The organism is Promicromonospora alba (genome assembly GCF_042654905.1).
Lineage (GTDB): Bacteria > Actinomycetota > Actinomycetes > Actinomycetales > Cellulomonadaceae > Promicromonospora > Promicromonospora alba.
In genome coordinates, this window is sequence record NZ_JBHSFI010000012.1 from 1 (window position 1) to 22,090 (window position 22,090).

Genomic DNA, 22,090 nt, shown 5'->3' on the forward strand with positions numbered 1-22,090 from the left:
GGTTGTCGCGCCGTCGCGGCTGTCGGCTCGGGTGGCGCTCGGGTCCGGGGTTGGCGGGGGTGGGCGGGTCGTCGCGTTGCGGGGTGCGAGCGGGGTGGGTAAGTCGACTGCTGTGCTCGTCGTGCTCGGGTTGCTGGTGCCGGATGACGGGCGGGTGGGGCTGGTTCCGGCCGGTGGTGGTGCTTTCCGGGGGCTGGACGAGCTTTCGGCGGGTGGGCTGGAGAGCTGGTGGGGGGCGCTGACCTGGGTTCCGCAGCGGCCCTCGCTGCCGCCCGGGCGGCTGCGGGAGGTGGTGCTGGACGGCAAGCCGGCAGCGGGTGACGCGGCGCTTGCCGAGGCGGCGCGGCTGACCGGGCTCGACGTCGTCGTCGACTCGCTCTCCGACGGCTGGGACACGCGGGTCGGGCTCGGCGGCGTGGGGCTGTCGGTGGGCCAGCGTCAGCGCGTGGCGCTCACGTCCGCCCTGCTCGACGACGCCGCGACCAAGCCGCTCGTGATCCTCGACGAACCGACCGCGCACCTCGACGCGCGCGGCGAGCAGGCGGTGCTCGACACCGTGCGTGCGTGGCGCGACGCGGGGCGGACCGTGCTCGTCGTCGCGCACCGGACCTCGCTGCTCGGGCTCGCCGACCAGGTGATCGACGTCCGCTCGGCGGCAGAACCGGAGGCACGATGAACATCCAGACGCCGGGTGCTCCGGCACGGACCGCTCCGGTACCGCGACTGACCAGGGGTACTACCGATCCGCTGCGCCGCGTGCTGCCGCTGCTGGAGGTGCGGCCGGTGAAGGTCGCGGCGGCGATCGGCCTCGGCGTCCTGGCCCTCGCCTGCGCGATCGGGCTCGCGGCGGTCGCCGCCTGGCTCGTCGCCAGGGCCTCGCAGATGCCCCCGGTGCTCACCCTCTCGGTGGCGGTCGTCTCGGTGCGGGCGTTCGGGATCGGGCGCGGCGTCCTGCGCTACTGCGAGCGCCTCGCCTCCCACGACGTCGCGCTGCGTGGCATGGCGGCGCTCCGCGCGAACCTGTACGACAGGCTCGCGGCCGACGACCGTCCGGTGACGGTCCGGCGGGGCGAGCTCCTCGCACGGATCGGCCAGGACGTGGACGACGTCGGCGACGTGGTGGTCCGCTCGATGGTGCCGGCGGGTGTCGCGGTGGTGACGTCGCTCGGCTCGGTGATCCTGCTGGGTGTGCTGCTGCCGGCGGCGGGGGTGGCGCTGGCGTTGTGCCTGGTGCTGGCCGGTGTGGTGACGCCGTGGCTCGCAGCCCGGGCCGCTGCGCGGACGGAGGCGCGGGGCGCGGCAGCCCGGGGCGAGGTGACCGCGCTGTCCCTGGAGATCCTCGAGGAGTCGGCGCCGCTGCGCGTCTCCGGGCGCTTCGGCGCGCGGCTGGCGGACCTGGACGCCGCCGACGCCCGCCTGTCCGCCGTCGCTGACGACGGCGCCCGCACGTCCGGGCTGGCCGCGGCCCTGGGGGCGCTGGCGCAGGGTCTCGCGGTGCTCGCGTCGATCGCGCTGGGGATCCCGGCGACGCTGTCGGGCTCGCTGTCCGTGGAGGCTCTGGCTGTGGTCGTGCTGACGCCGCTCGCCGTGTTCGAGGCGACCGCCGGGCTCCCGGCTGCGGCGGTCCAGCTGCACCGGTCGCGAGAGGCCGCGCGGCGGCTGCTGGAGCTGCTGCCGGGCCCGGCTCCGGTGTCGGCTCCGGTGTCGGCTCCGGTGTCGGCTCCGGTGTCGGCTCCGGTGTCGGCTCCGGTGTCGGCTCCGGTGTCGGCTCCGGTGTCGGCTCCGGTGTCGGCTCCGGTGTCGGCTCCGGTGTCAGACCTACAGGTCACTCGAGTGACCGCAGGGTCTGACACGTCGGGGTCGGAGGATGACGCCCTGCTCGTGCTCGACGACGTCGCCGCAGGCTGGCCCGACGGCGACGGCCGGACACGCGCCGCCGTCGACGGGGTGTCCCTCACGCTGCGGCCGGGGTCGGTCCTGGCGCTGGCGGGGCCGTCCGGCGTCGGGAAGACGACGCTGCTGATGACGGCCGCGGGCCTGATCCCGCCGCTGGCTGGCCGCGTGGGCGGGTGGTCGGCAGAACGTCAGGAGGTCGGCAGTCCGGGTTACCGATCACCTGACGTTCTGCCGACCACGCCGATCGACCGGCTGTTCGTCGCCGAGGACGGGCACGTCTTCGACACCAGCGTGCTGGAGAACCTGCGGGTCGCGCGTGGCGACGTCACGGAGGCCGAGGCCCGGGCCGCGCTCGCCGCCGTCGGGCTGGGCAGCTGGCTCGCTGCGCTTCCCGAAGGGCTGGACACCCTGGTCGGCACGGACGCGGCGGCAGTGTCGGGCGGGGAGCGCCGTCGGCTCCTGGTCGCTCGTGCGCTCCTCGCCCCGGCCCGGGTGCTGCTCGTGGACGAGCCCGCCGAGCACCTCGACGGCGAGACCGCGGACGCCCTGGTCCGCGCCCTTGCCGGCCACGCGCGGGAGACGGGGCGGGCGCTGCTGCTGGCGACCCACCGGCTCACGCCGCTCGCGGCCGCCGACGAGGTCCTCCTGCTCGGGAACGACACGCTCGCCGCGATCGCGGGTGCCACCATGGGCGCGGTCCCGGCGACCGTCGTGGCCCGCGGCAGTCACGAGCACCTCCTCGCGACCGACCCCTCCTACGCCTGGTCGACAGCTCAGGAGACCCCAGCCGCCTAGAGCCACGGCGTCGACCACAGCAGCTGCTGCCAGACCGAGGCCCTTTCTGGCAGCAGCTGCTGTGGTCGATCGGGGTCGCTGGAGAGGGCGGGCAGAGCGTCAGAGGCGCTTGTCGAACTTCTTCGAGAGCTGCTCGTAGCCCAGGCGCTCGTAGAAGGCGTGCGCGCCCGTGCGGCGAAAGGACGACGAGACAGTTGCCCGTGCGGCGCCCGCGGCCGTCGCCCATTCCTCGAAGGTCGCGACGAGGGCGCGGCCTGCGCCGGTGCCGCGGTTGGTCTCGGCGACGACGAGTGCGGTGAGCTGAGCCACTGGCGCATCGAGCTCGTAGGCCCAGCGGACGTGACCTGAGGCGAACCCGATCACCGCTTCCGCATCGGCTTCGTCCGGGTCTACCGCCAGCCAGGCCTCATCGGTCTCGCTGCCCGCGACACGGGCGAACCTGGCGGCGACGTCCTCCGCGGTGCTGGGGTAACCGAGCTGACCGAGGAGCGGGGCGATCGCAGGGGCGTCGACGGGAAGGGCGCGTCGGATATGCACCGCCACATCCTAGGCCGTGGGCCGACGGCGGAGGCCGTCAGCCGGCGTCGCTCCCGAGCACCGCCATGGCCGCCGCCCGGCCGGGGATACCACTCACGCCACCACCACGCCGGGCGCCGGCAGCCGCCAGGAGAATCCGGGGATGCCCGGTCGCGACGCCCCAGGGGCCGGACCCGTCGCCGGCGTCCGGCTCGGCGAACGGCCAGCTCAGGTCGCGGTGGAAGATGTGCCCGCCGGGCAGCCCGACCTCGCGCTCCAGGTCGACGGGGGTGCGCACCTCGAGGCAGGGGGCGCCGTCGGCGTCGAGCGCGAGCACGTCCTCGATCGGCTCGGCCAGCACGGAGTCGAGGGAGGCGAGCGTGGCCCGGAGCGCCTGGTCGCGGGCGGCGTCGGGTGCGGTGCGGAAGAGCCGCGCCGGCATGTGCAGCCCGAACAGCGTGATGGTCTGCGCGTCCGTCCCGGCGAGCCCGGGACCGAGGATCGTCCGGTCGGTGAGTGTGTGGCAGTAGATCTCGCTGGGCGGCAGGTCGGGGATGCGCCCGGCGGCGGCCTGCGCGTGCGCCCCCTGGAGCTGCGTCAGGGACTCGTTGACGTGCAGGGTCCCGCTGAACGCCGCGACGGGGTCGACGTCGTCGCGCAGCCTGGGCAGGCGGGTCAGCAGCATGTTCACCTTGAGCTGGGCGCCCTCCGGATAGTCGGCAGTCGTCGAGGGGTCGCCGCCCAGCAGCCGGTCCAGCTCCGCCGGGGCGCACGCCGCGAGCACGTGGCCGGCCGTGACGCCCTGGGTGCGCCCGTCGGCGTCGGTCCAGGCGACCTCCGCGCCGGAACCGCCGGAGGTCCCGGGATCGACGGCGGTCACCGTCGCCGAAGTGACGATCGTCGCGCCGGCCGCCACCGCGGCATCGCGCAGGGCGCCCGAGACGGCGCCCATGCCGCCCACCGGCACGTCCCAGTCGCCGGTCCCGTTGCCGATGACGTGGTAGAGAAAGCAGCGGTTCTGCCGCAGGGACGGCTCGTCGACGTCGGCGAACGTGCCGATCAGGCCGTCGGTGGCCGCGACCCCGCGGACCACGTCGTCGGCGAAGGTGCGGCGCAGCACCTCCCCGAGGGGCTCCTCGAACAGCGCGCGCCAGGCCTCCTCGCCGACCCCGTCGACCACGAGGTCCCGGACCGTCGAGCGCGGGAGCAGGGGTTCGGTGAGCGTCGGCGCGAGCCGGCGGGCGACCTCCGCGGTCATGGCGTAGAAGCGGCCCCAGGCCTCGAAGTCGGCGTCCGATCCGGTGAGACGCCGGAACGAGGCGCGCGTGGCGGCGTCGTCCTGGCTGTCGACAAGGAGGCCGCCGTCGGCCACCGGTGTGTACGAGGACCAGCGGCGGCGCTTCAGCGTGATGGGCAGCCCCAGCTCGTCGATCACCCGGCGAGGCAGGAGCGAGACGAGGTAGGAGTAGCGCGAGAGCCGCGCGTCCACCCCGGCGAAGGGGCGGGCCGAGACGGCTGCGCCGCCCACGTGGTCCGCGCGTTCGAGGACGAGGACGGACCGGCCGCCACGGGCGGCATAGGCCGCGGCGGTGAGGCCATTGTGACCCCCGCCTACCACCACGACGTCGTACCGGGAACGCATCGAATCGGTCATGGACGCCATAGTGGCATGGGGCACAGATTGCCAAGGACGTTCCATCACAGGTCGCTATGTGACCTAATCGTGACATTTGCGCGAGGGGCAGGTACGGTCAATCTCGCCTCTCCAGCAACGGGGAGGTCCAGGCCCGGACGCCGAACCCTGTCACCGGACCTTGGCAGCCAGAACCGTGACAGGGGCGGGGGAACCAAGTAAGCGGGCACGTGAGTGTCCTTGGGGTGAAGCCTCCTTGCGAGGCCGGGTGAATCGCTCTCCCATCCGAACCCGACAGCTCACTTCGTAGGCGTCCGAGGAGATCACTGGTGACCGTACTCACCGACCGCACCCACGACTGGGCGGACGACCAGGCAAACCGTCCCAGCAACCGGGGCAGGCACCGCGCCGACGGCCCCGCGCTCACCCCCTTCACCGCACTGACCCAGACCGCTGCCGAGAACGCTGCCCGGACCGGCGCCATCGCGGTCGTCACGTCCGGCATGCTGGCGTCGGTATTCACCCAGACCGCCCACACCGCGCCCGCCGAGACGCACACGCAGGCCGCGCTCGCGAACGCCACGCCGGTCAGCAACACCATCAGCAACACGGTCGACAGCACGACCCGCGCCGGGTTCGCCGAGAACCTGGTGACCAAGGTCAAGGTCACCCAGGACGCCGACTTCTACGCCGAGCGCGGACGCGTGTCCGTGACGCCGTACGCGGAGACCGAGGAGGGCATCGCCGAGGCCAAGGCCAAGGCGGAGGCCGAAGCGCGTGCCAAGGCGGAAGCCGAGGCGAAGGCAAAGGCCGAGGCTGAGGCCGAGGCTGAGGCAGCCGAAGCCGCCGCGGAGGCCGAGGCAGCCGCCGAGGCAGCGGCAGCAGCCGCATCCTCCTCGTCGGGGCTGGGCCAGCAGGCCGTCAACCTCGCACTCGAGTACGTCGGTGTGCCCTACGTGTGGGGCGGAGCCTCCCCCAGCGGCTTCGACTGCTCCGGGCTCATCCAGTACGTCTACGGCCAGCTCGGCATCTCGGTCCCCCACAGCTCGAGCGCCATCTCGACCATCGGATACCAGGTCTCCGCCGCCGCCGCCCAGCCGGGCGACATCGTGTGGACGCCGGGCCACGTCGCCCTCTACGCGGGCGACGGCATGGTCGTCGAGGCCCAGCAGCAGGGCACCCCCGTGCAGTACGGCGAGATGTGGCAGAACAACCCGGTGTTCATCCGGGTGACGGGCTGACGCCTACTCCCCCACGCCGGACCACTCCAGACCGCGAGGTGTGTCGCGCCAGCCCCCTGGCGCGACACACCTCGTGCTCGTCCCGGACCAGTTCGGGATCATGGTCCGGTAACGTCCCGGGCGTGAAGATCCTCGTACCGGACGTGCCCTTCGACCTCGACTTCCCGTCCCTGCTGCCCGACGGCGGAGCCTCCTTCGCACCCGGCGGCGCCGACACCGTCGTCGCCTATGCGATGAACGAGCCGGTCCCCGAGGAGCACACCGACGCCGAGATGCTGGTCACCTGGTCCAGCCCGCCCAAGATCCTCGCCGACGCCGCCCGCCGGCTTCCCCAGCTGCGCTGGGTGCAGACCCTCTCCGCGGGGCCCGACGTCGCGCTGCGCGCCGGGTTCGGGCCCGACGTCGTCATCTCCTCCGGCCAGTCCCTGCACGACGACACGGTCACCGAGCACACCCTGGCGCTGGTCCTGGCGACGGTTCGCCGCATCGACGTCTCCCTCGCGGCGCAGCGGGAGCACCACTGGGCCAAGGAGATCGCGTTCGCGCAGGCCGACCCGGTCACCGGCCGCGAGTACACGCTCGACGGCGCACGCGTCACGATCTGGGGTTTCGGGTCGATCGCCCTGCGGCTGGCGCCGCTGCTGACCGCGCTCGGTGCGCGGGTCACCGGTGTCGCCTCACGTGCGGGCGAACGCTCCGGGTACCCCGTGGTGGGGCCGGACGGCCTGGACGCCCTGCTCGCCGAGACCGACCTGCTCATCTCGCTGCTGCCCGCGATCCCCGCCACGCGGCACATCCTCGACGCCCGCCTGCTGGGCCTGCTCCCGCCGACTGCCCGGTTCGTGAACGTCGGCCGAGGTGCGACGGTGGACGAGGACGCGCTCGCCGACGCGCTGCGGTCCGGGCGGCTCGCGGGAGCCGCGCTCGACGTCATGGAGACGGAGCCGCTGCCGGAGGACTCCCCGCTCTGGGACCTCCCGAACCTGATCCTCACGCCGCACGTGGCGGGTGGCCGTCCGCGAGGCGCCGCCCGCTTCCTTGCGGACCAGCTCACGGCCTGGCGCACGGGCGCGGAACTCCGCAACGTGGCCACGAGGTAGTGCCGCGAAGTAGAGCAGGTGTCCGGACACCCCCTCTACTTCGGCATCAGCCTGTTGTCGAGGTAGAGGGGGTGTCCGGACGCATGCTCTACCTCGCCCGGGGGGCCGGCTGGCAGATCGGGCAGCTGAACGACGAGCGGTTCATGAACGCGTCCCGGCGCACCAGCGCACCGCAGCGTCGGCACGCCTCGTTCTCCTGCCCGTACACCGCGAGCGAGCGGTCGAAGTATCCCGACTCCCCGTTCACGTTGACGTACAGCTCGTCGAAGCTGGTGCCGCCCTGGGCCAGCGCCTCGCGCATCACCTCGGCGGCCGAGTCCAGCACCCGGCGCACGTCCGCGGCCTTGAGCTTGTCGGTCGGCCGGGCCCAGTGCACCTGGGCGCGCCACAGCGCCTCGTCGGCGTAGATGTTGCCCACGCCGGAGACGACCGTCTGGTCCAGCAGCGCGCGCTTGACCTGGGTCCGACGGCGGCGCACCCGGCGGACCAGGGCGTCCAGGTCCAGGTTCGGGTCGAGCAGGTCACGGGCGATGTGCGCGACCGGCTGCGGCAGGAGGGGCAGGTCCGAGCCGTAGCCGGCCGGGATGTTCGACGTCGGTTCGCCGTCGGCGGGCGCCTCGCCGTCGCCAGGCACCAGGTCCTGCACGCTCAGGTGACCGAACGTGCGCTGATCCACGAAGTCCAGGTAGCGCGCGCCGGAGGGGGCGCCGGTCAGGTGGAGGCGAACCCGGAGGTGAGGATGGCGCCAGTCGTCCGCTGCCGTGCCCACCGCCGGGCTCGGCCCGGGACCCGCCTCCGCGCCGAACTGCTCCAGACCCAGCACCACGCTCGACGCGTGCCCTGGATCGTCGCCCGCCACGGCGCCCCGGACCAGCAGCTGTCCCGACATGCCGAGGTGTGCGAGGAGTGCCGCTGCCGGGTGGGTCTCGACGGGCTCGACCGGCGGGGTCGGCTCGACCGGCGGGGCCGGCTCGACCAGCGGGGCCGGGGTCGGGTCTTCCAGCGGGAGCCAGAGGAACTTGCCGCGGCGGACGGCGGCGCTCAACCGCCGTCCGACGAGCTGGTCGCGGAACGACTCCGGACCGCCGTCGTGCCGACGGACGCTGTACTCGCGGAACACCTCGACATCGCGCACCACCGCGCCGACGACCAGCCTGTCGACACCGTCGCGGACGGTCTCGACCTCGGGAAGCTCAGGCACCGGCGGCCGGCGCCTTGTTCCCCGAGACCTGGCCGGCGGCCGGCGCGCCGTCGTCCCCCGGCTTGGACAGCGGGAACTTCTCCAGCAGGGCCCGGTAGGTCTCCTCGGCCGCTCCCTGCTCGGCGTGCTTCTTCGCACTCCCCGAGCCGGAGCCGTAGGTGACGCCGTCGATCACTACCGTCGAGTGGAAGACCCGTGCGTGCTCCGGGCCCTCGAACGTGGCGATGTAGTCGGGCGAACCCAGCCCACGCTCCGCCGAGGCTTCCTGCAGCGAGGTCTTCCAGTCGAGCCCCGCGCCCAGGCCCGCGGCGACGTCGAGCGTCGAGTCCACGAGCCGGTGCACCAGCGCACGCGACGTCTCCAGGCCGTGCGACAGGTAGGTCGCGCCGATCAGCGCCTCGACGGTGTCGGAGAGGATCGAGTCCTTCTCGAAACCGCGCGTGCGGATCTCGCCCTTGCCCAGCAGCACGTACTTGCCCAGGCCGAGCGTGCGCGCGATCGCGGCGAGCGCACGCTGCGACACCGTCGCCGCGCGCATGCGCGCGAGGTCGCCCTCCGACAGGTCGGGGTGACGCCGGAACAGCGCCTCCGTGACCACGAGCCCCAGCACCGTGTCGCCGAGGAACTCCAGGCGCTCGTTCGTGGGGATGCCACCGGCCTCGTGTGCGAACGACCGGTGCGTCAGTGCCAGCACAAGAAGCTCGGGGTCCAGATGGACCCCGAGCTTCTCGAGCAGCGCGGTAGGTTCCGGCCTCGCCGGCGACGTCCCGCCCTTGGCCACGTCAGCCCGCGTGAACGGTCTTCAGGGCGTCGCGGTACGTGCGGCCCTTGTAGGTGCCGCACGTCGGGCACGCCGTGTGCGGCAGCTTGTTGCCCTGGCACTGCGGGCAGGTCGTGAGGGTCGCTGCGGTGGTCTTCCACTGCGAGCGACGCGCACGGGTGTTGCTGCGCGACATCTTGCGCTTCGGAACAGCCACGGCTAGCTCTCTTTCGTCTCGTCCGACACGCTCGTAGATTCGAGCATGCTCTGAAGCGCCGACCAACGAGGGTCGACTACGTCATGTTGATGACCGGGGTCGTCAGCCAGGCGCGCTCCACACTCGGAGCACAGGCCCGGGCAGTCCTCCCGGCACAGCGGTTGAAATGGTAGTGCAGTCACTACCGAATCCCGAAGCGCAGGCTCCAGGTCGGCGTTGTCGTCGTCGTCGAGGACCGACTCCTCGTCCTCTACGTCGACGTCCCCCGCCTTGGCCGACGCCGCGGCCCTCTCGGGGTACGCGAACAGCTCGGTGACGTCGACCGTGAGATCACGGGTGATGTCGTCGAGGCAGCGGCTGCACTCACCCTTTGCCGTGCCGCGGACCGTGCCGGAGACCAGCACGCCTTCCATCACGGACTCGAGTCGAAGATCCAGCTCGAGGTCGGAGCCTTCCGGGATACCGATCACAGCGGTACCGAGATCCGACGGCGCCTGCACGGTCGCGCTGTGCGTACGCATGGATCCGGCACGCCGAGACAGCTCGTGCGTGTCGAGCACGAGCGGCGAGTTCGGTTCGCGGGAAATAACAGACTCCATGAAAGGCAGTGTCCGAGAGGACGGTGAAGGGGGGTGGACCCGGCGCGAGTGATCACGCCACGGGCCAAAAACCAATCCTACGACATGGAACGGGGCTCACGCGCGCCCGTGCGGGGTGACAGCCCTCACGGGCTGGTCCGCCGGCCGGCCCGGCTACTGACGCAGCGCTGTCCGCAGTGCCGCGACGACGCCCGCCGGCACCAGGTCGTCGACCGGTCCCCCGTGCCGCACTATGTCCTTCACCAGCGACGACGCGACGTGCGCGTACCGCTGGTCGCCCGGCAGAAAGATCGTCTCGACGCCTGACAAGTGCCGGTTCATGAGCGCCATCGGCTGCTCCGCGTCGAAGTCGCCGCCCCCGCGCAGGCCCTTCACGACGGCGACCGCGCCGATCTCCCGGCAGAAGTCCACCAGCAGCCCCGGCACGACGTCGACCCGTACCCGCGACATCGCGGGTTCCGTCTGGGCGAGGCCGTGCACCGCCGCGCGCACGAGCTCGGCGCGCGTCTCCAGGTCGAGCAGGCCGGACTTGCCGGGATTCTTCGCGATGCCGACCACCACGTCGTCGAACAGGGTGGCGGCGCGGCGCACGACGTCCAGGTGGCCGAGGGTGATGGGGTCGAACGACCCGGGGCAGACGACGGTGGTCACGCGTCCACGCTATCCGACGGGTCCGCGTCCGAGGGCTCGGCGGCCGACGGTTCCGTGGCCGAGGGCTCCGTGGCCGAGGGCTCCGCGTAGTAGACCGCCGTGTCGCCGTAGTCCTTGCGGGCGAACGCGGCCAGCCCGGCGGGCCAGGCGGGCTCGGGAGTGCGGATCGAGCGCTCGACGACGACCACCGCGCCGTCGGCCAGGACGCCCGGGGCCGCCAGGTGCGTCAGCACGGTGACGAGCGCATCCTCGTCGAGGTCGTAGGGCGGGTCGAGGAAGACCAGGTCCAGGGCCGCCGTCGTGCCGGACGCCGCGCGCGAAACCGCACCGGAACCGGGGCGAGAGCCGGCACCCGCCAGCGCCGCCGCGAACCGCTCGGCGGTCTCCGCGACGACACGCACCGTGGTCAGGCCCAGCCCGGCAACATTGCGGCGTGCGACGTCGGCCGCCGGCCGCGCGCTGTCCACCAGGGTGACGGACACGGCGCCGCGACTGGCCGCCTCCAGCCCGAGCGCGCCAGAGCCGGCGTAGAGGTCGAGCACGCGGGCGCCGTCGAGCACCCCGAGGTGCTCCAGCCGGGAGAAGATCGCCTCGCGGACGCGGTCGCTGGTAGGCCGGGTGCCCTTACCCGGCACGGCAATGCTGCGTCCGCCGAGCTCCCCGGCCACGATCCTGGTCACGCCGCGAGCCTAACCCGCCCCCCGTCCCGTTGAGTGCTGGATATTCGCCCCCGAACAGCCGACGAGAGGGCAGATATCCAGCACTCAACGGAGGGCGGGGTCAGGACCACGGGGTGTCGATCTGCGCGACCAGCGGGAGGTGGTCGCTGGGTGTCCGGGGCAGGGTGCGGACCTCGGTCACCGTGGCTCCGCGCGCGAGCACGTGGTCGATCTGGGCGACCGGGAAGACCTCGGGATAGGTGAACTGGAAGCCGGTGGTGGGGGCGGTGACAAGGTTCGTCAGGGGCGCGATCGCACCGTCCGCCAGCACCGCGTTCAGGTCCCCCGCGACGATCACCGTCTCGCTCTCCTCGGCGTCGACGGCGTCCGCCAGCGCGAGCGCACTCGCGTTCCGCAGCTCCGTCTCGAACCCGCCGCTCCCGAGCCGGACCGAGGGCAGGTGCGCGACGAACAGGGCGACCGCGCCGCCCTCCCGCTGGATCACCACGCGCATGCACCGGTCCCAGGAGGCGTCGATGCCCTCGGGCCGGATGTCGACGGCGGTGGCGCCCTCGAGCGGAAACCTGGACCAGACACCGACGGTGCCCTGCGTCTCGTGGTGCGGCAGCGTCTCGCCGAACGCCTGCGTGTACTGCTCCGCCACGGTGTCGGACACCTCGGTCAGCGTCACGACGTCCGGCTCGGCAGCCAGGAGCACGTCCGCGGTACCCGTAACGGAGGAGTTGGTGTCGCTGGCGTTGTGCTGCACCACCGTCAGGTCGCCGGGCTCCGGATCCACCGGACGCACCTGTGGCAGGAAGACCCAGATCCAGGCGGCGAGCGGGAGCAGCACGGCGAGGATCGCGAGCGCCGAACGCCGCAGCAGTGCGGCGAGGATCCCGAGCGGGACCGCGAGCCCGAGCCAGGGCAGGAACGACTGGACGAGACTGCCGAGGTTTCCCCACCGGTTCGGCACGACATCGTGGGCGACGAGCAGCACCGCGGCCACCAGGGAACCGAGCGCCAGCAGCCTCCCGCGCTGCCACGCGCTCTTTCCCGGCGGGCCGGTATGGATCGCATGCTTTGCGTCCGTCATCGGCGGGGACTCTATCGGCTGTGCGTTTCGGGCGTAAGGAGTAGGTCATTCCTTTCACCCGATTCAATTCACCCCGCTGGAACCTGGCCAGTCCCCACCTGGGACCGTTCACGCCCGTTCGAGGAACTCCTCCTGGTCCTCGTCGAGCTGCGCGCGGATCGCCTTCGCGAGCTCGGGGAACTCCGTCAGGTCGGGAGACGCCCGGACGACATCGACGGCCGCGGCGCGCGCCTCCTCGATGAGGCCGGCGTCCTTGACCACGCGCAGCAGGCGCAGGGAGCTGGTCCGGCCGGACTGCGCCGCACCGAGCACGTCGCCCTCGCTGCGCAGCTCCAGGTCGAGGTTCGCGAGCTTGAAACCGTCGGTGGTCTGGGTCATCGCCTCCAGGCGGGCGAAGGCCGGCGTGCCGGGCTCGGCGTCGGACACGAGGAGGCACAGGCCTGGGTCGGTGCCGCGTCCCACGCGTCCCCGCAGTTGGTGCAGCTGCGAGATGCCGAACCGGTCGGCGTCGAAGATCACCATCGCCGTGGCCTCGGGGACGTCCACACCCACCTCGATCACGGTGGTGGCGACCAGGACCGGAGCCTCACCGGAGGCGAACCGGGCCATGGCCGCCTCCTTCTCGTCGGGCGGCAGCTGCCCGTGCAGCGTTCCGACCTCGATGCCCGCCAGCTCGGGCCGGGAGCGCAGCTCCTCGACGACCTCGAGCACGGCGCGCAGCGGCGCCCGGTCGCTGGCGCCCTCAGCACCGGGCCCGGACGGGTCCAGGAACTCCGGCAGGTCGTCGAAGTCCTTGGCGGGTGCCTTCGCCTCCTCGTCCGGGTGGATCCGCGCGCAGACGACGTAGGCGCGGCGCCCGGCGTCGACCTCCTCGCGCACGCGGGCCCAGGTGCGGTCGGTCCAGCGGGTGTTGCCGGCCGGGACGGCGACGGTCGTGATGCCAGCGCGTCCGGCGGGCACCTCGGTGAGGGACGACGTCTCCAGGTCGCCGAAGACCGTCATCGCCACGGTGCGCGGGATGGGCGTGGCCGTCATGACGAGGAGGTGCGGGGACACCCGCCCCTTGGCCCGCAGCGCGTCCCGCTGCTCGACGCCGAAGCGGTGCTGCTCGTCCACGACGACGAGACCGAGGTCGGCGAACTGCACCTGCTCCGACAGGAGCGCGTGCGTGCCCACCACGATGCCCGCCTCGCCGCTCGCGGCCTGGAGCAGCGCCTCCTTGCGGGCCTTCGCGCCGAGCGAGCCGGTGAGCAGCGCCACCCGGGTGCTCGCGCCGGTGCGCTCAGCGCCGAAGAGGGTGCCGCCCTCGGCCATCGGGCCGAGCAGGGCGCGCAGGGTCCTGGCGTGCTGCGACGCGAGCACCTCGGTGGGGGCGAGCAGCGCGGCCTGGCCGCCGGCGTCGACCACCTGGAGCATGGCGCGCAGCGCGACCACCGTCTTGCCGCTGCCTACCTCGCCCTGGAGCAGCCGGTGCATCGGCCGCGGGCTGGCGAGCTCGCCGGCTATCTCGTCGCCCACCTCACGCTGGCCGTCGGTGAGCACGAAGGGCAGCGAGGCGTCGAAGTCCGCGAGGAGGCCGGACTTCCCCGCGGGTAGCGGTGGCCGGGCGGTGGCGTCCTCGGCGGCGGTCCGTGCCCGGCGCTGCGCGAGCGCCGCCTGGAGCACGAACGCCTCCTCGAACCGCATCCGGTGCTGGGCGCGGTAGGCCTCCTCGAGCGTCGCCGGCCGGTGCAGGCTGCGCAGCGCACCTGCGCGTGGGGGCAGACCCTGACGCTCCCGCACCTCATCGGGCACGGGATCGGGCACGTCGGCGTCGGCCAGCGTGTCGAGCACCACGCGCAGGGCGGCCTGGATCTTCCAGCTCGGGATGCCTGCGGCCGCCGGATAGATCGGGATGGGCTTGGTCGCGTGCTCGAGGAGCGCCTCGTCGCTGTCGAGGTCGGACTCCTCCCCCATCAGCGTGAAGTCCGGGTGGCTGAGCTGCCGCGACCCCCTGTACAGGCCGACGGTTCCGGTGAACAGGCCCTTTGCTCCCGGGACCAGCCGCTTCTCGTGGTTGAAGAGCGAGCCGCGGTGCTTGCCGAAGAAGGTGAGCGACAGCCGGCTCTTCCCGTCCGTCACCACGACCTCCATGAGCGCGCCCGTGCGGTTGCGCATGGGTCGCACGGTCGCCTGCTCCACGCGGGCCATGATGGTCACGTGCTCACCCACCTCGAGCGCCGCGATGTCCGTGAGCGCGCCCGGGTCGGCATACCGGCGCGGGTAATGGCCCAGCAGGTCGCCTACGGTCTGCAGCCCGAGCTTGCCCAGGGCGGTCGCCGTCCGCTTGTCGAAGGCCCGTTCCAGGCGCTCGTCCGCCCGCTCGGTCATGCGTGCTCCTCCTCCATGCCCAGGTATACGCCGTCGCCCGGGCGGCCCGTCGCCAGGACGACGAGCTCCGCCTCCGGCGCACGCTCCGTGAGCGCCGCGGCGAGCAGGCCGGGCAGTCCGTCCGGGACCTCGGCGTCGAGCAGCGCCGTCACCACGATGGTCGCCGGTCCGGCCGCGGCGCGCAGGGCCTCGACGGCTGCGTCGCTGCGCACGGACGTCACGGTCAGCCCCGCGAGCGCCTCCTCCACCGTCCCGCGTACGTCGGCGTCGGGCTCGTCGGACAGGCCGATCGGCAGGAGCGTCCCGAGCGCGGCCAGCGCCACGACGGCGTGCACGTCGGTAGGTGTCCGCACGGCGACCACCTCGTCGACGTCGAGATGCTGCTGCACGTCAGCGGGCCCGTCCGGCACCCCGAGGAGCAGCACGCGCCGGGCTCCGGTCGATGCGGCGACGCGGCCGACGTCGTCGGCCGTCAGCGCCTCGACCGTGCTGCCGAGCCCTCCCGTGAGCAGGACGACGGCGCCCGCGTGCGCGAGCGCCCCGGCGAGCGCCGGGGCCGACGTCGCCGCGACGACGCCCCACTCGTGCTGCGCCACGGCTTCGAGGTGCCGCACGTGCACCTGGGCCAGCGAGCCCGTGCGCGAGGCCTCCGCGGCGATGGCGAGCGCCTGGTCGAGGTGGTCGGTGTGGACGTGTGCCTGCCAGACGCCGGTTCCGGTGCCCGCGTCCCCGCCGACCACGACCACCGAGTCGCCCACCTCGCCCAGCGCGGTGCGCAGCCCGGCCGCCACGGTGTCGGCAGTGGCCGCTACCGGCCCGGTGAGCACGAACATGAGCTCGAGGGCGCCCGCACCGGCCTCGGCGCCGTGCGCCAGGGCGCCGGGCTCCGTCCCGCCGACCGCCGGCACGCCGCGCACGGGCGACGACGAGGCGGGTTCGAGCAGCTGGTCCAGGTTCACGGAGTCCATGCTGCCGTCCGCCTCTGACACTCCGGCGGCTGCCCCGGCCGTAGCTCCGCTCATAGCCCCTGCGGTGGCCCCCGCAGCGGCGACGACCAGCGCGTCGAGCACGAGGACCAGCCCGAGGGCTCCGGCGTCGAGCACACCCGCCGTACGGAGGTGGTGGAGCTCGTCCCGGCTGGCGCGAGCGGCGGCACGCGCGGCGGCCGCGGCGGCGGACACGACCGCCAGCGGTCCGGTATCCCCGTCGACCGAGCTCTCGACGGCGCGCGCGGCCGCCGCCGCGGCGTCGGCCGCCGTGAGGATCGTGCCCTCGGCGGGCTGCGCCACCGCGGACCTGGCGGACGTCGCCGCCCGCGTGAGCAGGTCGGCCGTGCCTCCGCCGCGCCGCGCCGCGACCGCCAGGCCGCGCAACCACTCGCTGAGGATCACGCCGGAGTTGCCGCGAGCCCCCAGCAGGGCTGCCCTGGCGAGCGTCGTCAGCAGATCCGCACCGGTCGCCTCGGCAGGCTCGGCCGCAACGGCGAGATCTCCCTCGCGGAGGGTCAGGTAGAGATTGGTGCCGGTGTCGGCGTCGGCGACGGGAAACACGTTCACCCGGTCGATCGCCGCACGCTCGCGCCGCAGGGCCGCCGTCGCGCCACGGGTCCAGACCCGCACCAGTCCCGGGTCCTCGAGACCGACGCCGTCCGGGAACGACCCCGGACCAGAATCTGCCGGCCGGCTGCTGCTGTCGACGTCGGTCACGCTCTGCCCTCCTGCGTATGGCTGGACACACAAGGCTGAACCACAGACCGGACGCCCGCCCGGACGGATCCCACCGTACCCAGCGGCAGGACCGCTCGCGTCCGGCCGTCCACAGGCCCGATACCGGGCTCGGGCCCGCTGCCGACGGTGTGACGCACCCCGCGGTCGTTACGGTTTGAGGGCCCGGCCCGGGATCGGGTACTCTGTGAAAGTTGCCTGGTCCGCTACGAAGCGTTGATCGCTCTGAAGCGTCCGGGCTCCCCCTTTTTTGACCATCCATCACGTCGTGCTGTCTTTCTGCACAGGCGTGCACGACATTCAGGAGACACCGTGGCTGCCAACTGCGACGTCTGCGGCAAGGGCCCCGGCTTCGGGCACTCTGTTTCGCACTCTCACATCCGCACCAAGCGCCGCTGGAACCCGAACATCCAGCGCGTCCGCGCGATCGTGAGCGGGACTCCCAAGCGCGTCAACGTGTGCACCTCCTGCCTCAAGGCCGGCAAGGTCACGCGCAAGGTTTCGGCCTGACGCTGCCGCAGCCGGGTCGCTGACGCGACCCGTCATGCTTGGACGAAGACGTTAGACGAAGACGCCTGTCGGGTTTGCACCTGGCGGGCGTCTTCGGCGTTCCCGTAGCCTTCGAACGGACCCACAGAAGTGGTTGCGCCTCGCACCCACAGGGTGAAAAGGTGAAATCATGATGGCACCTGAAGACGTGACCATCCGCCCAGCAACGACGGCCGACGCCGAAGCCATCGCTCGTGTCGACATCGCCTCCTGGCGTGGTGCTTACTCAGAGATCCTGTCCGACTCGTACCTGTCCTCGCTCGACGTGAGCGAACGCACCGGGCGGTGGAACGCGGCAGTGGCCGCGCGCGACGTCACCGTGCTCGTCGCTGAGGACGAGAGCGGCACCGTAGGTTTCACGAGCGTCGGCCCGTCCCGCGACGAGGACGCCGAACCGGGCGACCTCGAGATCTACGCCATCTACCTGCATCCCCGCGCCTGGGGCACCGGCGTGGCCCGTGACCTGATGCGCACGGTGCTCGACGGGCTCACCCCGGGCACCGTCGTGACGCTCTGGATCCTCGAGGGCAACGAGCGCGCGCAGCACTTCTACCGGCGGCACGGGTTCCAGCACGACGGGACCGAGCGCATCGACGACATAGGCGGACGGCCGCTCACACAGCTCCGCTTCCGCAAGCGCTGACTTCGTCGCAGTAGACCGCCGCGGTAGACCGTCGCGGTAGACCTCTGGCGAGGTGATCACCCGGGTGACTACCTCGCCAGAGGTTTGCCCGGCACCGGTCAGGCGCGGAAGTGGTCCCAGCCCGGGCCGACGTCGAGCGCCTCGCCACCGATCGTGACGGCCGGCCCGGCCTCCCCACCGTCGTCCTCCTGGCCGGCGGCGTGCACCTGTCCGACGGCGGTCCAGCCCGCCGGCAGCCGGGTGCCGGCGGGGAACGTGGCGAGCAGCCCGTGATCCTCTCCGCCCGCCCAGATCCACCTGCCGACCAGGCCGTCGATGTCCGCGTTCCCCGGCCCCCAGCCGGGGTCGCCGAGGCCGGTGGCCGCGGCCACCGCACGCGCCGCGGAACGCAGCACTTCCCGGTCCTTCGCGAACGCCCCGGCGTCGAGGTCGATCCGCACACCGCTCGCACGCGCGACCCGGCCGGCGTCGCGCAGCAGGCCGTCGGACAGGTCGAGCATCGACGTGGCGCCCGCCTGACCTGCCAGGACGCCCGCCGCCAGTGGCGGGTCCGGCCGGAGGTAGGCGGTGACGAGCCGTTCCCACTCGTCCTCGAGGAGCACGCCGTCGGTGACCTCCAGCGGGGCCGAGGACAGCGGCACGCGGACCAGGCCCGTCTCCAGGAGCGCCAGCCCGGCGGCCGACCACCCGCGCACCCCGGCGTGCGCGACGACGTCGCCGGGCCGGGCGCCCGACCGCAGCACCGGCGAACGTCCCTCCAGGTCACCGTGCACGGTGATGCTCACGACGAGGCACGGACCACCGGACAGGTCCCCGCCGACGGCGCCCGCACCCGTCGACGCGCAGCCGTCGGCCAGCCCCCTGGCGAAGCCCGTCACCCAGTCCAGCTCGGTGTCACCCGGCACGACGAGGGACGTGACCAGCCCGGTGGGTCGCGCACCCATCGCGGCGATGTCGGCGAGGTTCTGTGCGGCGGCCCGCCGTCCGACGTCGTAGCCGGTGGACCAGCGGGCGCGGAAGTGGCGGTCCTCGACCAGCACGTCGGTCGAGACGACGAACCGGCCGTCGGGTGCCGCGAGCACGGCTGCGTCGTCGCCGGGGCCGAGCAGCGTGGCACTCCCCCGGGGCAGCAGGGGCACTATGCGTTCGAGGATCTGCTCCTCGGAGAGGTCACGGACGCGGGTCACCGGTAGACCCTAAAGCCCAGCGCGGGCCGGAGGCCGCATACCGGCTGGTGCGCGAGCCGCACAACGGCAGCAACCGGGCATCGGGGCCGGGCACTATCCGGTACGGGTAACGTATCTCCGTGCTTCCCGCCCGATCCGTGATCGCAACGACCGCCGCCGTTCTCGCCGTCCTGGCGCTCGGCGGCTGTGCTCGGACGATCGGCGTGGAGGTCGCGCCGAACGCCGCCGACCCGAAGTGCGCCGAGGTCATGCTCGCCGTCCCGGACGAGCTCGGTCCGGACCTGCCGAAGGTACCGACCAACGCCCAGGCCACCGCGGCATGGGGCGAACCGGGAGCCGCGGTCACCATGCGCTGCGGCGTGGACCAGGTCGGGCCCGCCGCGGACTGCCAGAGCGTGCCCTCGGCAGACGGGACGACGGTCGACTGGATAGTCACCACCGACGGCGCCGGCACGTGGTCGTTCGTCACCTACGGCCGTGAGCCCGCGGCCGAGGTGATCGTGCCGCCGGCGGTCACCGAGAACCACTCGACGTCGTTCATCACCGACCTCGCCGATGCCGTGACACAGGTACCTGCCACGAAGGAGTGTCAGTGAGCCCGGTTGTATCAGTACCAGCAGCGCCCGCACCGACGGACCATGCAGCAGCGGGTCCCGCGCCGACAGGGCATGGGCCGGTGCAGTCGCGCCGCGAACGCCTGCGTGACGAGCTGCGGCGCGAGGTGCTCGCCGCCGCACGCCACCAGCTCGCCGGGCAGCACGGGCTGAGCAAGCTCACGATGGCCGCCGTCGCGAAGGAGGTCGGCGTCACGCCGCCGGCGCTGTACCGGCACTTCGAGAACCGGCAGGACGTCATCGCGCAGCTCTGCGTGCTGATCGTCGAGGAGGTGCTGGAGCTGCTCGCCGTGGCGGTAGCCCGGCAGGAGCCCGGTGACATCGCCGCCGCCCTGGTCGCCTCGACCCGGACCTCTCTCGACTGGGCGGTGCGCAACCCGGCGGAGTTCGACCTCATCATCGGCTCCGGCATCCGCGCGGAGCTCAGCGACAGCCACGCCCTCCAGCGCCGCATGGCCGAGATGGTCGGCGGCCACTACGTGCCGCTCTTCCGCGAGCTGGCGGCGGCGGACATCCCGCGCCCGGCCCACGAGCTCGGCCCGGAGCTCGCCGAGCAGGTGCGCCGCTACCGCGACGCGGTGGGCGGACACGACCTGCCGCTCGGGGTCGCCCACCTCATGGTGACGAGCTGGCGCCAGGTCTACGGGCTGCAGTGCATGGCCGTCTACGGCCACCAGGAGTTCGCGTTCGGCGACCACGTGGCGCTCCACGAGGACCTCGTCTCCTCGCTGCTGGTCCAGATGGGCCTGGAGCCGCACCCGACCGTCCGCTGAGCACGGGCCCGGCGCGCCGGTTCAGCGCGCCGCCGGTTCAGCGCACCGCCGGTTCAGCGCACCATCGACTCCCGGCCGGCGTCCAGCGTGTGCAGCTTGTCCGCGTTCGTGATCAGCTGGACGGTCCCGTGGTAGGAGATCTTCGGGTCCTTCATCGCCGCGCCCACCAGGTCGGCGAGCGCCGCGAGGTGCCGCATGTCGTGCGCGCAGATGCGGTGCACGTGCTGGGTGGCGGTGACCATCTGCAGGGCGTACACCGGGTACTTCCACAGCGGCTTCCAGAACTTGGTCCGCTGCCAGACGCGAGCGACCGGCCAGGCCAGGCCCGCGCAGGCCATGGCGAGCGCGGCCTCCCAGGGAACACCGTCGGCCCCCACCAGGCGGAGCAGCAGGACGATCACCGCGACGATGAAGAAGGGGTAGGCCACCTGGTTCGCCCAGGCGCCGATGGGCTTCGGGCTCGCCACACCGACCACTTCCACCCGCATGACGTTGCTCAGGGCGAAGGTGGTGAGCCCGATGGTGAGGGTCCCGTTCGCGACCCGCACGTCACGCGCGGCGTAGGTGTAGCGGGGCTCGCCCCACATCTTGCCTCCTCAGACACCCTTTTCCGACCCGCCGACGAGGTGACGACCAGTCGCGAGAGGCAGAGTACAGGCGTTCAGCGCAGGCCGGTGGACCGTTCGAGCGCGAGCTGGACGAGCTCGTCGATCAGCTCCGGATAGCTCATGCCGGAGGCCGCCCACATGCGCGGATACATCGAGAACGGCGTGAAGCCCGGCATGGTGTTGATCTCGTTGACCAGCACCCCGTCCTCGGGCGTCAGGAACATGTCCACGCGCGCCAGACCCTCGGCGCCGATCGCCTCGAACGTCCGGACGGCGATCTCCTGGACCTCCTTGACGACGTCGTCCGGCAGGTCGGCCGGGCAGGTGAGCTCCACGGCCGCCTCGTCGAAGTACTTGGCCTCGTAGTCGTAGAAGCCGTGCCTGGTCTCGTCGGTGACGACGATCTCGCCAGGAACGGACGCGCGCGGCCGCGCCCCGCCCCTGCCGCCGAGCACCGCGCACTCGATCTCACGGCCGGCGATACCCGCCTCGACCATCACCTTGGGGTCGTGCTCGCGCGCCTCCTCGACCGCGGCGTCCAGGTCGTCCAGCGAGACCACCCTGGAGATGCCGAGCGACGACCCGGACCGGGCCGGCTTGACGAACAGCGGCAGCCCGAGGGTCTCGACGGTCTGGCGGACGACGTCGCGGCGGACCGGCCAGTCGCCCGGCCTGATCACCGCGTACGGGCCGATCGGCAGGCCGTGTCCCGCGAACACCAGCTTCATGAAGTGCTTGTCCATCCCGAGGGCGGACGCGAGCACGCCGGAGCCGACGTACCGCGTGTCGGCGAACTCGAGCAGGCCCTGGACGGTCCCGTCCTCGCCGTACGGGCCGTGCAGCAGCGGGAGCACCACGTCGACGTCGGCGAGGACGGTCGGCACCCGGCCCGGCTCGAGAACCCGCAGCGCGGCGTCGCCGACGGTCAGCGGGAGCACCACCTCGGCGGCGGAGGCCGGGACCTCGGGCACCTTGCCGTCGGTGATCGCCCAGCGCCCGGGCTCGTCGGCGGCGATGACCCACTGCCCGTTCGGCGTGATGCCCACGGGCACCACCTCGTACTTCGAGCGGTCGATGGCGCCCAGCACGCCACCGGCGGTCGCGACGGAGATCCCGTGCTCGCCGGAACGTCCCCCGAACAGGACGACGACGCGGATCCTGCGGGCGGCGTCCGACGTCGGTACAGATCTCGGCGCAGAGCTCGTGGAGTCCACGCCGGAGGCCGGCTCGGTGTGGTGCGACATCGCACTCAACCTAC

The 22,090-nt window shown here is 72.7% G+C and carries 22 protein-coding genes and 1 riboswitch; of the genes, 8 read left to right on the forward strand and 14 right to left on the reverse strand.

Annotation, left to right across the window (positions count from 1 at the left end; all coding sequences use genetic code 11):
* A partial coding sequence (locus tag ACFO6V_RS27860; RefSeq protein WP_377142393.1) for an ATP-binding cassette domain-containing protein occupies positions 1–676 on the forward strand: 676 nt, incomplete at its 5' end.
* Positions 673–2,691: a thiol reductant ABC exporter subunit CydC gene (gene cydC, locus ACFO6V_RS27865; RefSeq protein WP_377142395.1), complete on the forward strand. Its 2,019-nt coding sequence runs from the start codon at positions 673–675 to the stop codon at positions 2,689–2,691. The genes ACFO6V_RS27860 and cydC, both read left to right, overlap by 4 nt.
* 99 nt (positions 2,692–2,790) lie before the next feature.
* On the opposite strand, the gene ACFO6V_RS27870 is transcribed toward cydC, so the two are convergent.
* Both ACFO6V_RS27870 and ACFO6V_RS27875 read right to left on the reverse strand, forming a co-directional pair.
* Positions 2,791–3,228 (reverse strand): GNAT family N-acetyltransferase, encoded by a 438-nt coding sequence (locus ACFO6V_RS27870; protein WP_377142397.1) that lies wholly within the window; start codon positions 3,226–3,228, stop codon positions 2,791–2,793.
* Positions 3,229–3,265: 37 nt separating this feature from the next.
* Complete coding sequence (locus ACFO6V_RS27875; RefSeq protein ID WP_377142399.1) at positions 3,266–4,861, reverse strand: phytoene desaturase family protein; 1,596 nt, start codon at positions 4,859–4,861, stop codon at positions 3,266–3,268.
* 155 nt (positions 4,862–5,016) lie between these two features.
* Positions 5,017–5,168: riboswitch (cyclic di-AMP (ydaO/yuaA leader) on the forward strand.
* A 1-nt stretch (position 5,169) separates the two neighbouring features.
* Here ACFO6V_RS27875 and ACFO6V_RS27880 point away from each other — a divergent pair.
* Positions 5,170–6,081: a C40 family peptidase gene (locus ACFO6V_RS27880; RefSeq protein ID WP_377142401.1), complete on the forward strand. Its 912-nt coding sequence runs from the start codon at positions 5,170–5,172 to the stop codon at positions 6,079–6,081.
* 122 nt (positions 6,082–6,203) lie between these two features.
* Positions 6,204–7,181 (forward strand): NAD(P)-dependent oxidoreductase, encoded by a 978-nt coding sequence (locus tag ACFO6V_RS27885; protein WP_377142403.1) that lies wholly within the window; start codon positions 6,204–6,206, stop codon positions 7,179–7,181.
* A gap of 88 nt (positions 7,182–7,269) precedes the next feature.
* Here ACFO6V_RS27885 and mutM read toward each other — a convergent pair whose 3' ends face one another.
* From mutM to ACFO6V_RS27930, 9 genes are all read right to left on the reverse strand, one after another.
* The gene (gene mutM / locus ACFO6V_RS27890) at positions 7,270–8,382 is read right to left on the reverse strand and encodes a bifunctional DNA-formamidopyrimidine glycosylase/DNA-(apurinic or apyrimidinic site) lyase (RefSeq protein ID WP_377142405.1); all 1,113 of its coding nucleotides are present in this window, start codon (positions 8,380–8,382) and stop codon (positions 7,270–7,272) included.
* Positions 8,375–9,163 (reverse strand): ribonuclease III, encoded by a 789-nt coding sequence (gene rnc, locus ACFO6V_RS27895; protein ID WP_377142407.1) that lies wholly within the window; start codon positions 9,161–9,163, stop codon positions 8,375–8,377. The genes mutM and rnc overlap by 8 nt, the downstream gene beginning before the upstream one ends.
* 1 nt (position 9,164) lies before the next feature.
* Positions 9,165–9,359: a 50S ribosomal protein L32 gene (rpmF, locus tag ACFO6V_RS27900; protein WP_108495103.1), complete on the reverse strand. Its 195-nt coding sequence runs from the start codon at positions 9,357–9,359 to the stop codon at positions 9,165–9,167.
* A 2-nt stretch (positions 9,360–9,361) separates the two neighbouring features.
* Positions 9,362–9,958 carry a YceD family protein gene (locus tag ACFO6V_RS27905; RefSeq protein ID WP_357505232.1) on the reverse strand — a complete coding sequence of 199 codons (597 nt, stop codon included), beginning with the start codon at positions 9,956–9,958 and terminating at the stop codon, positions 9,362–9,364.
* A 153-nt stretch (positions 9,959–10,111) separates the two neighbouring features.
* Complete coding sequence (gene coaD, locus ACFO6V_RS27910; protein ID WP_377142409.1) at positions 10,112–10,609, reverse strand: pantetheine-phosphate adenylyltransferase; 498 nt, start codon at positions 10,607–10,609, stop codon at positions 10,112–10,114.
* The gene (gene rsmD, locus ACFO6V_RS27915) at positions 10,606–11,289 is read right to left on the reverse strand and encodes a 16S rRNA (guanine(966)-N(2))-methyltransferase RsmD (RefSeq protein ID WP_377142411.1); all 684 of its coding nucleotides are present in this window, start codon (positions 11,287–11,289) and stop codon (positions 10,606–10,608) included. Before rsmD ends, coaD begins: the two co-directional genes overlap by 4 nt.
* A gap of 100 nt (positions 11,290–11,389) precedes the next feature.
* Positions 11,390–12,364, reverse strand: coding sequence for an endonuclease/exonuclease/phosphatase family protein (locus ACFO6V_RS27920; protein WP_377142413.1), 975 nt, complete (start codon positions 12,362–12,364; stop codon positions 11,390–11,392).
* Between the two features lie 108 nt (positions 12,365–12,472).
* Positions 12,473–14,734 (reverse strand): ATP-dependent DNA helicase RecG, encoded by a 2,262-nt coding sequence (locus ACFO6V_RS27925; RefSeq protein ID WP_377142415.1) that lies wholly within the window; start codon positions 14,732–14,734, stop codon positions 12,473–12,475.
* Positions 14,731–16,440 carry a DAK2 domain-containing protein gene (locus tag ACFO6V_RS27930; RefSeq protein WP_377142417.1) on the reverse strand — a complete coding sequence of 570 codons (1,710 nt, stop codon included), beginning with the start codon at positions 16,438–16,440 and terminating at the stop codon, positions 14,731–14,733. Before ACFO6V_RS27930 ends, ACFO6V_RS27925 begins: the two co-directional genes overlap by 4 nt.
* 330 nt (positions 16,441–16,770) lie before the next feature.
* Here ACFO6V_RS27930 and rpmB point away from each other — a divergent pair, with 330 nt between their 5' ends.
* Both rpmB and ACFO6V_RS27940 read left to right on the forward strand, forming a co-directional pair.
* A complete protein-coding gene (gene rpmB / locus ACFO6V_RS27935; protein WP_357448457.1) occupies positions 16,771–16,968 on the forward strand; it encodes a 50S ribosomal protein L28 in 198 nt (65 codons plus the stop codon).
* A 169-nt stretch (positions 16,969–17,137) separates the two neighbouring features.
* On the forward strand, positions 17,138–17,650 hold the full coding sequence (locus ACFO6V_RS27940) for a GNAT family N-acetyltransferase (protein ID WP_377142419.1): 513 nt from the start codon (positions 17,138–17,140) through the stop codon (positions 17,648–17,650).
* Between the two features lie 98 nt (positions 17,651–17,748).
* Here ACFO6V_RS27940 and ACFO6V_RS27945 read toward each other — a convergent pair whose 3' ends face one another.
* Positions 17,749–18,837: a thiamine-phosphate kinase gene (locus ACFO6V_RS27945; RefSeq protein ID WP_377142421.1), complete on the reverse strand. Its 1,089-nt coding sequence runs from the start codon at positions 18,835–18,837 to the stop codon at positions 17,749–17,751.
* A 119-nt stretch (positions 18,838–18,956) separates the two neighbouring features.
* On the opposite strand from ACFO6V_RS27945, the gene ACFO6V_RS27950 reads away from it, so the two are divergent.
* Together ACFO6V_RS27950 and ACFO6V_RS27955 are read left to right on the forward strand one after the other, a co-directional pair.
* Positions 18,957–19,433 carry a DUF3515 family protein gene (locus ACFO6V_RS27950; protein ID WP_377142423.1) on the forward strand — a complete coding sequence of 159 codons (477 nt, stop codon included), beginning with the start codon at positions 18,957–18,959 and terminating at the stop codon, positions 19,431–19,433.
* 80 nt (positions 19,434–19,513) lie between these two features.
* Positions 19,514–20,224, forward strand: coding sequence for a TetR/AcrR family transcriptional regulator (locus tag ACFO6V_RS27955; RefSeq protein ID WP_377142425.1), 711 nt, complete (start codon positions 19,514–19,516; stop codon positions 20,222–20,224).
* A 53-nt stretch (positions 20,225–20,277) separates the two neighbouring features.
* On the opposite strand, the gene ACFO6V_RS27960 is transcribed toward ACFO6V_RS27955, so the two are convergent.
* Together ACFO6V_RS27960 and ACFO6V_RS27965 are read right to left on the reverse strand one after the other, a co-directional pair.
* Positions 20,278–20,811: a hypothetical protein gene (locus ACFO6V_RS27960; RefSeq protein ID WP_377142427.1), complete on the reverse strand. Its 534-nt coding sequence runs from the start codon at positions 20,809–20,811 to the stop codon at positions 20,278–20,280.
* Positions 20,812–20,885: 74 nt separating this feature from the next.
* A complete protein-coding gene (locus ACFO6V_RS27965; RefSeq protein WP_377142428.1) occupies positions 20,886–22,076 on the reverse strand; it encodes a D-alanine--D-alanine ligase family protein in 1,191 nt (396 codons plus the stop codon).
* Between the last annotated feature and the right edge of the window lie 14 nt (positions 22,077–22,090).

Bases quoted from the DNA above. Each gene is read 5' to 3' on its own strand.
- ACFO6V_RS27925 (WP_377142415.1), bottom strand. From the start codon at position 14,734: ATGACCGAGCGGGCGGACGAGCGCCTGGAACGGGCCTTCGACAAGCGG.
- ACFO6V_RS27940 (WP_377142419.1), top strand. From the start codon at position 17,138: ATGATGGCACCTGAAGACGTGACCATCCGCCCAGCAACGACGGCCGAC.
- ACFO6V_RS27960 (WP_377142427.1), bottom strand. From the start codon at position 20,811: ATGTGGGGCGAGCCCCGCTACACCTACGCCGCGCGTGACGTGCGGGTC.
- ACFO6V_RS27875 (WP_377142399.1), bottom strand. From the start codon at position 4,861: ATGACCGATTCGATGCGTTCCCGGTACGACGTCGTGGTGGTAGGCGGG.
- cydC (WP_377142395.1), top strand. From the start codon at position 673: ATGAACATCCAGACGCCGGGTGCTCCGGCACGGACCGCTCCGGTACCG.
- ACFO6V_RS27905 (WP_357505232.1), bottom strand. From the start codon at position 9,958: ATGGAGTCTGTTATTTCCCGCGAACCGAACTCGCCGCTCGTGCTCGAC.
- ACFO6V_RS27965 (WP_377142428.1), bottom strand. From the start codon at position 22,076: ATGTCGCACCACACCGAGCCGGCCTCCGGCGTGGACTCCACGAGCTCT.
- ACFO6V_RS27920 (WP_377142413.1), bottom strand. From the start codon at position 12,364: ATGACGGACGCAAAGCATGCGATCCATACCGGCCCGCCGGGAAAGAGC.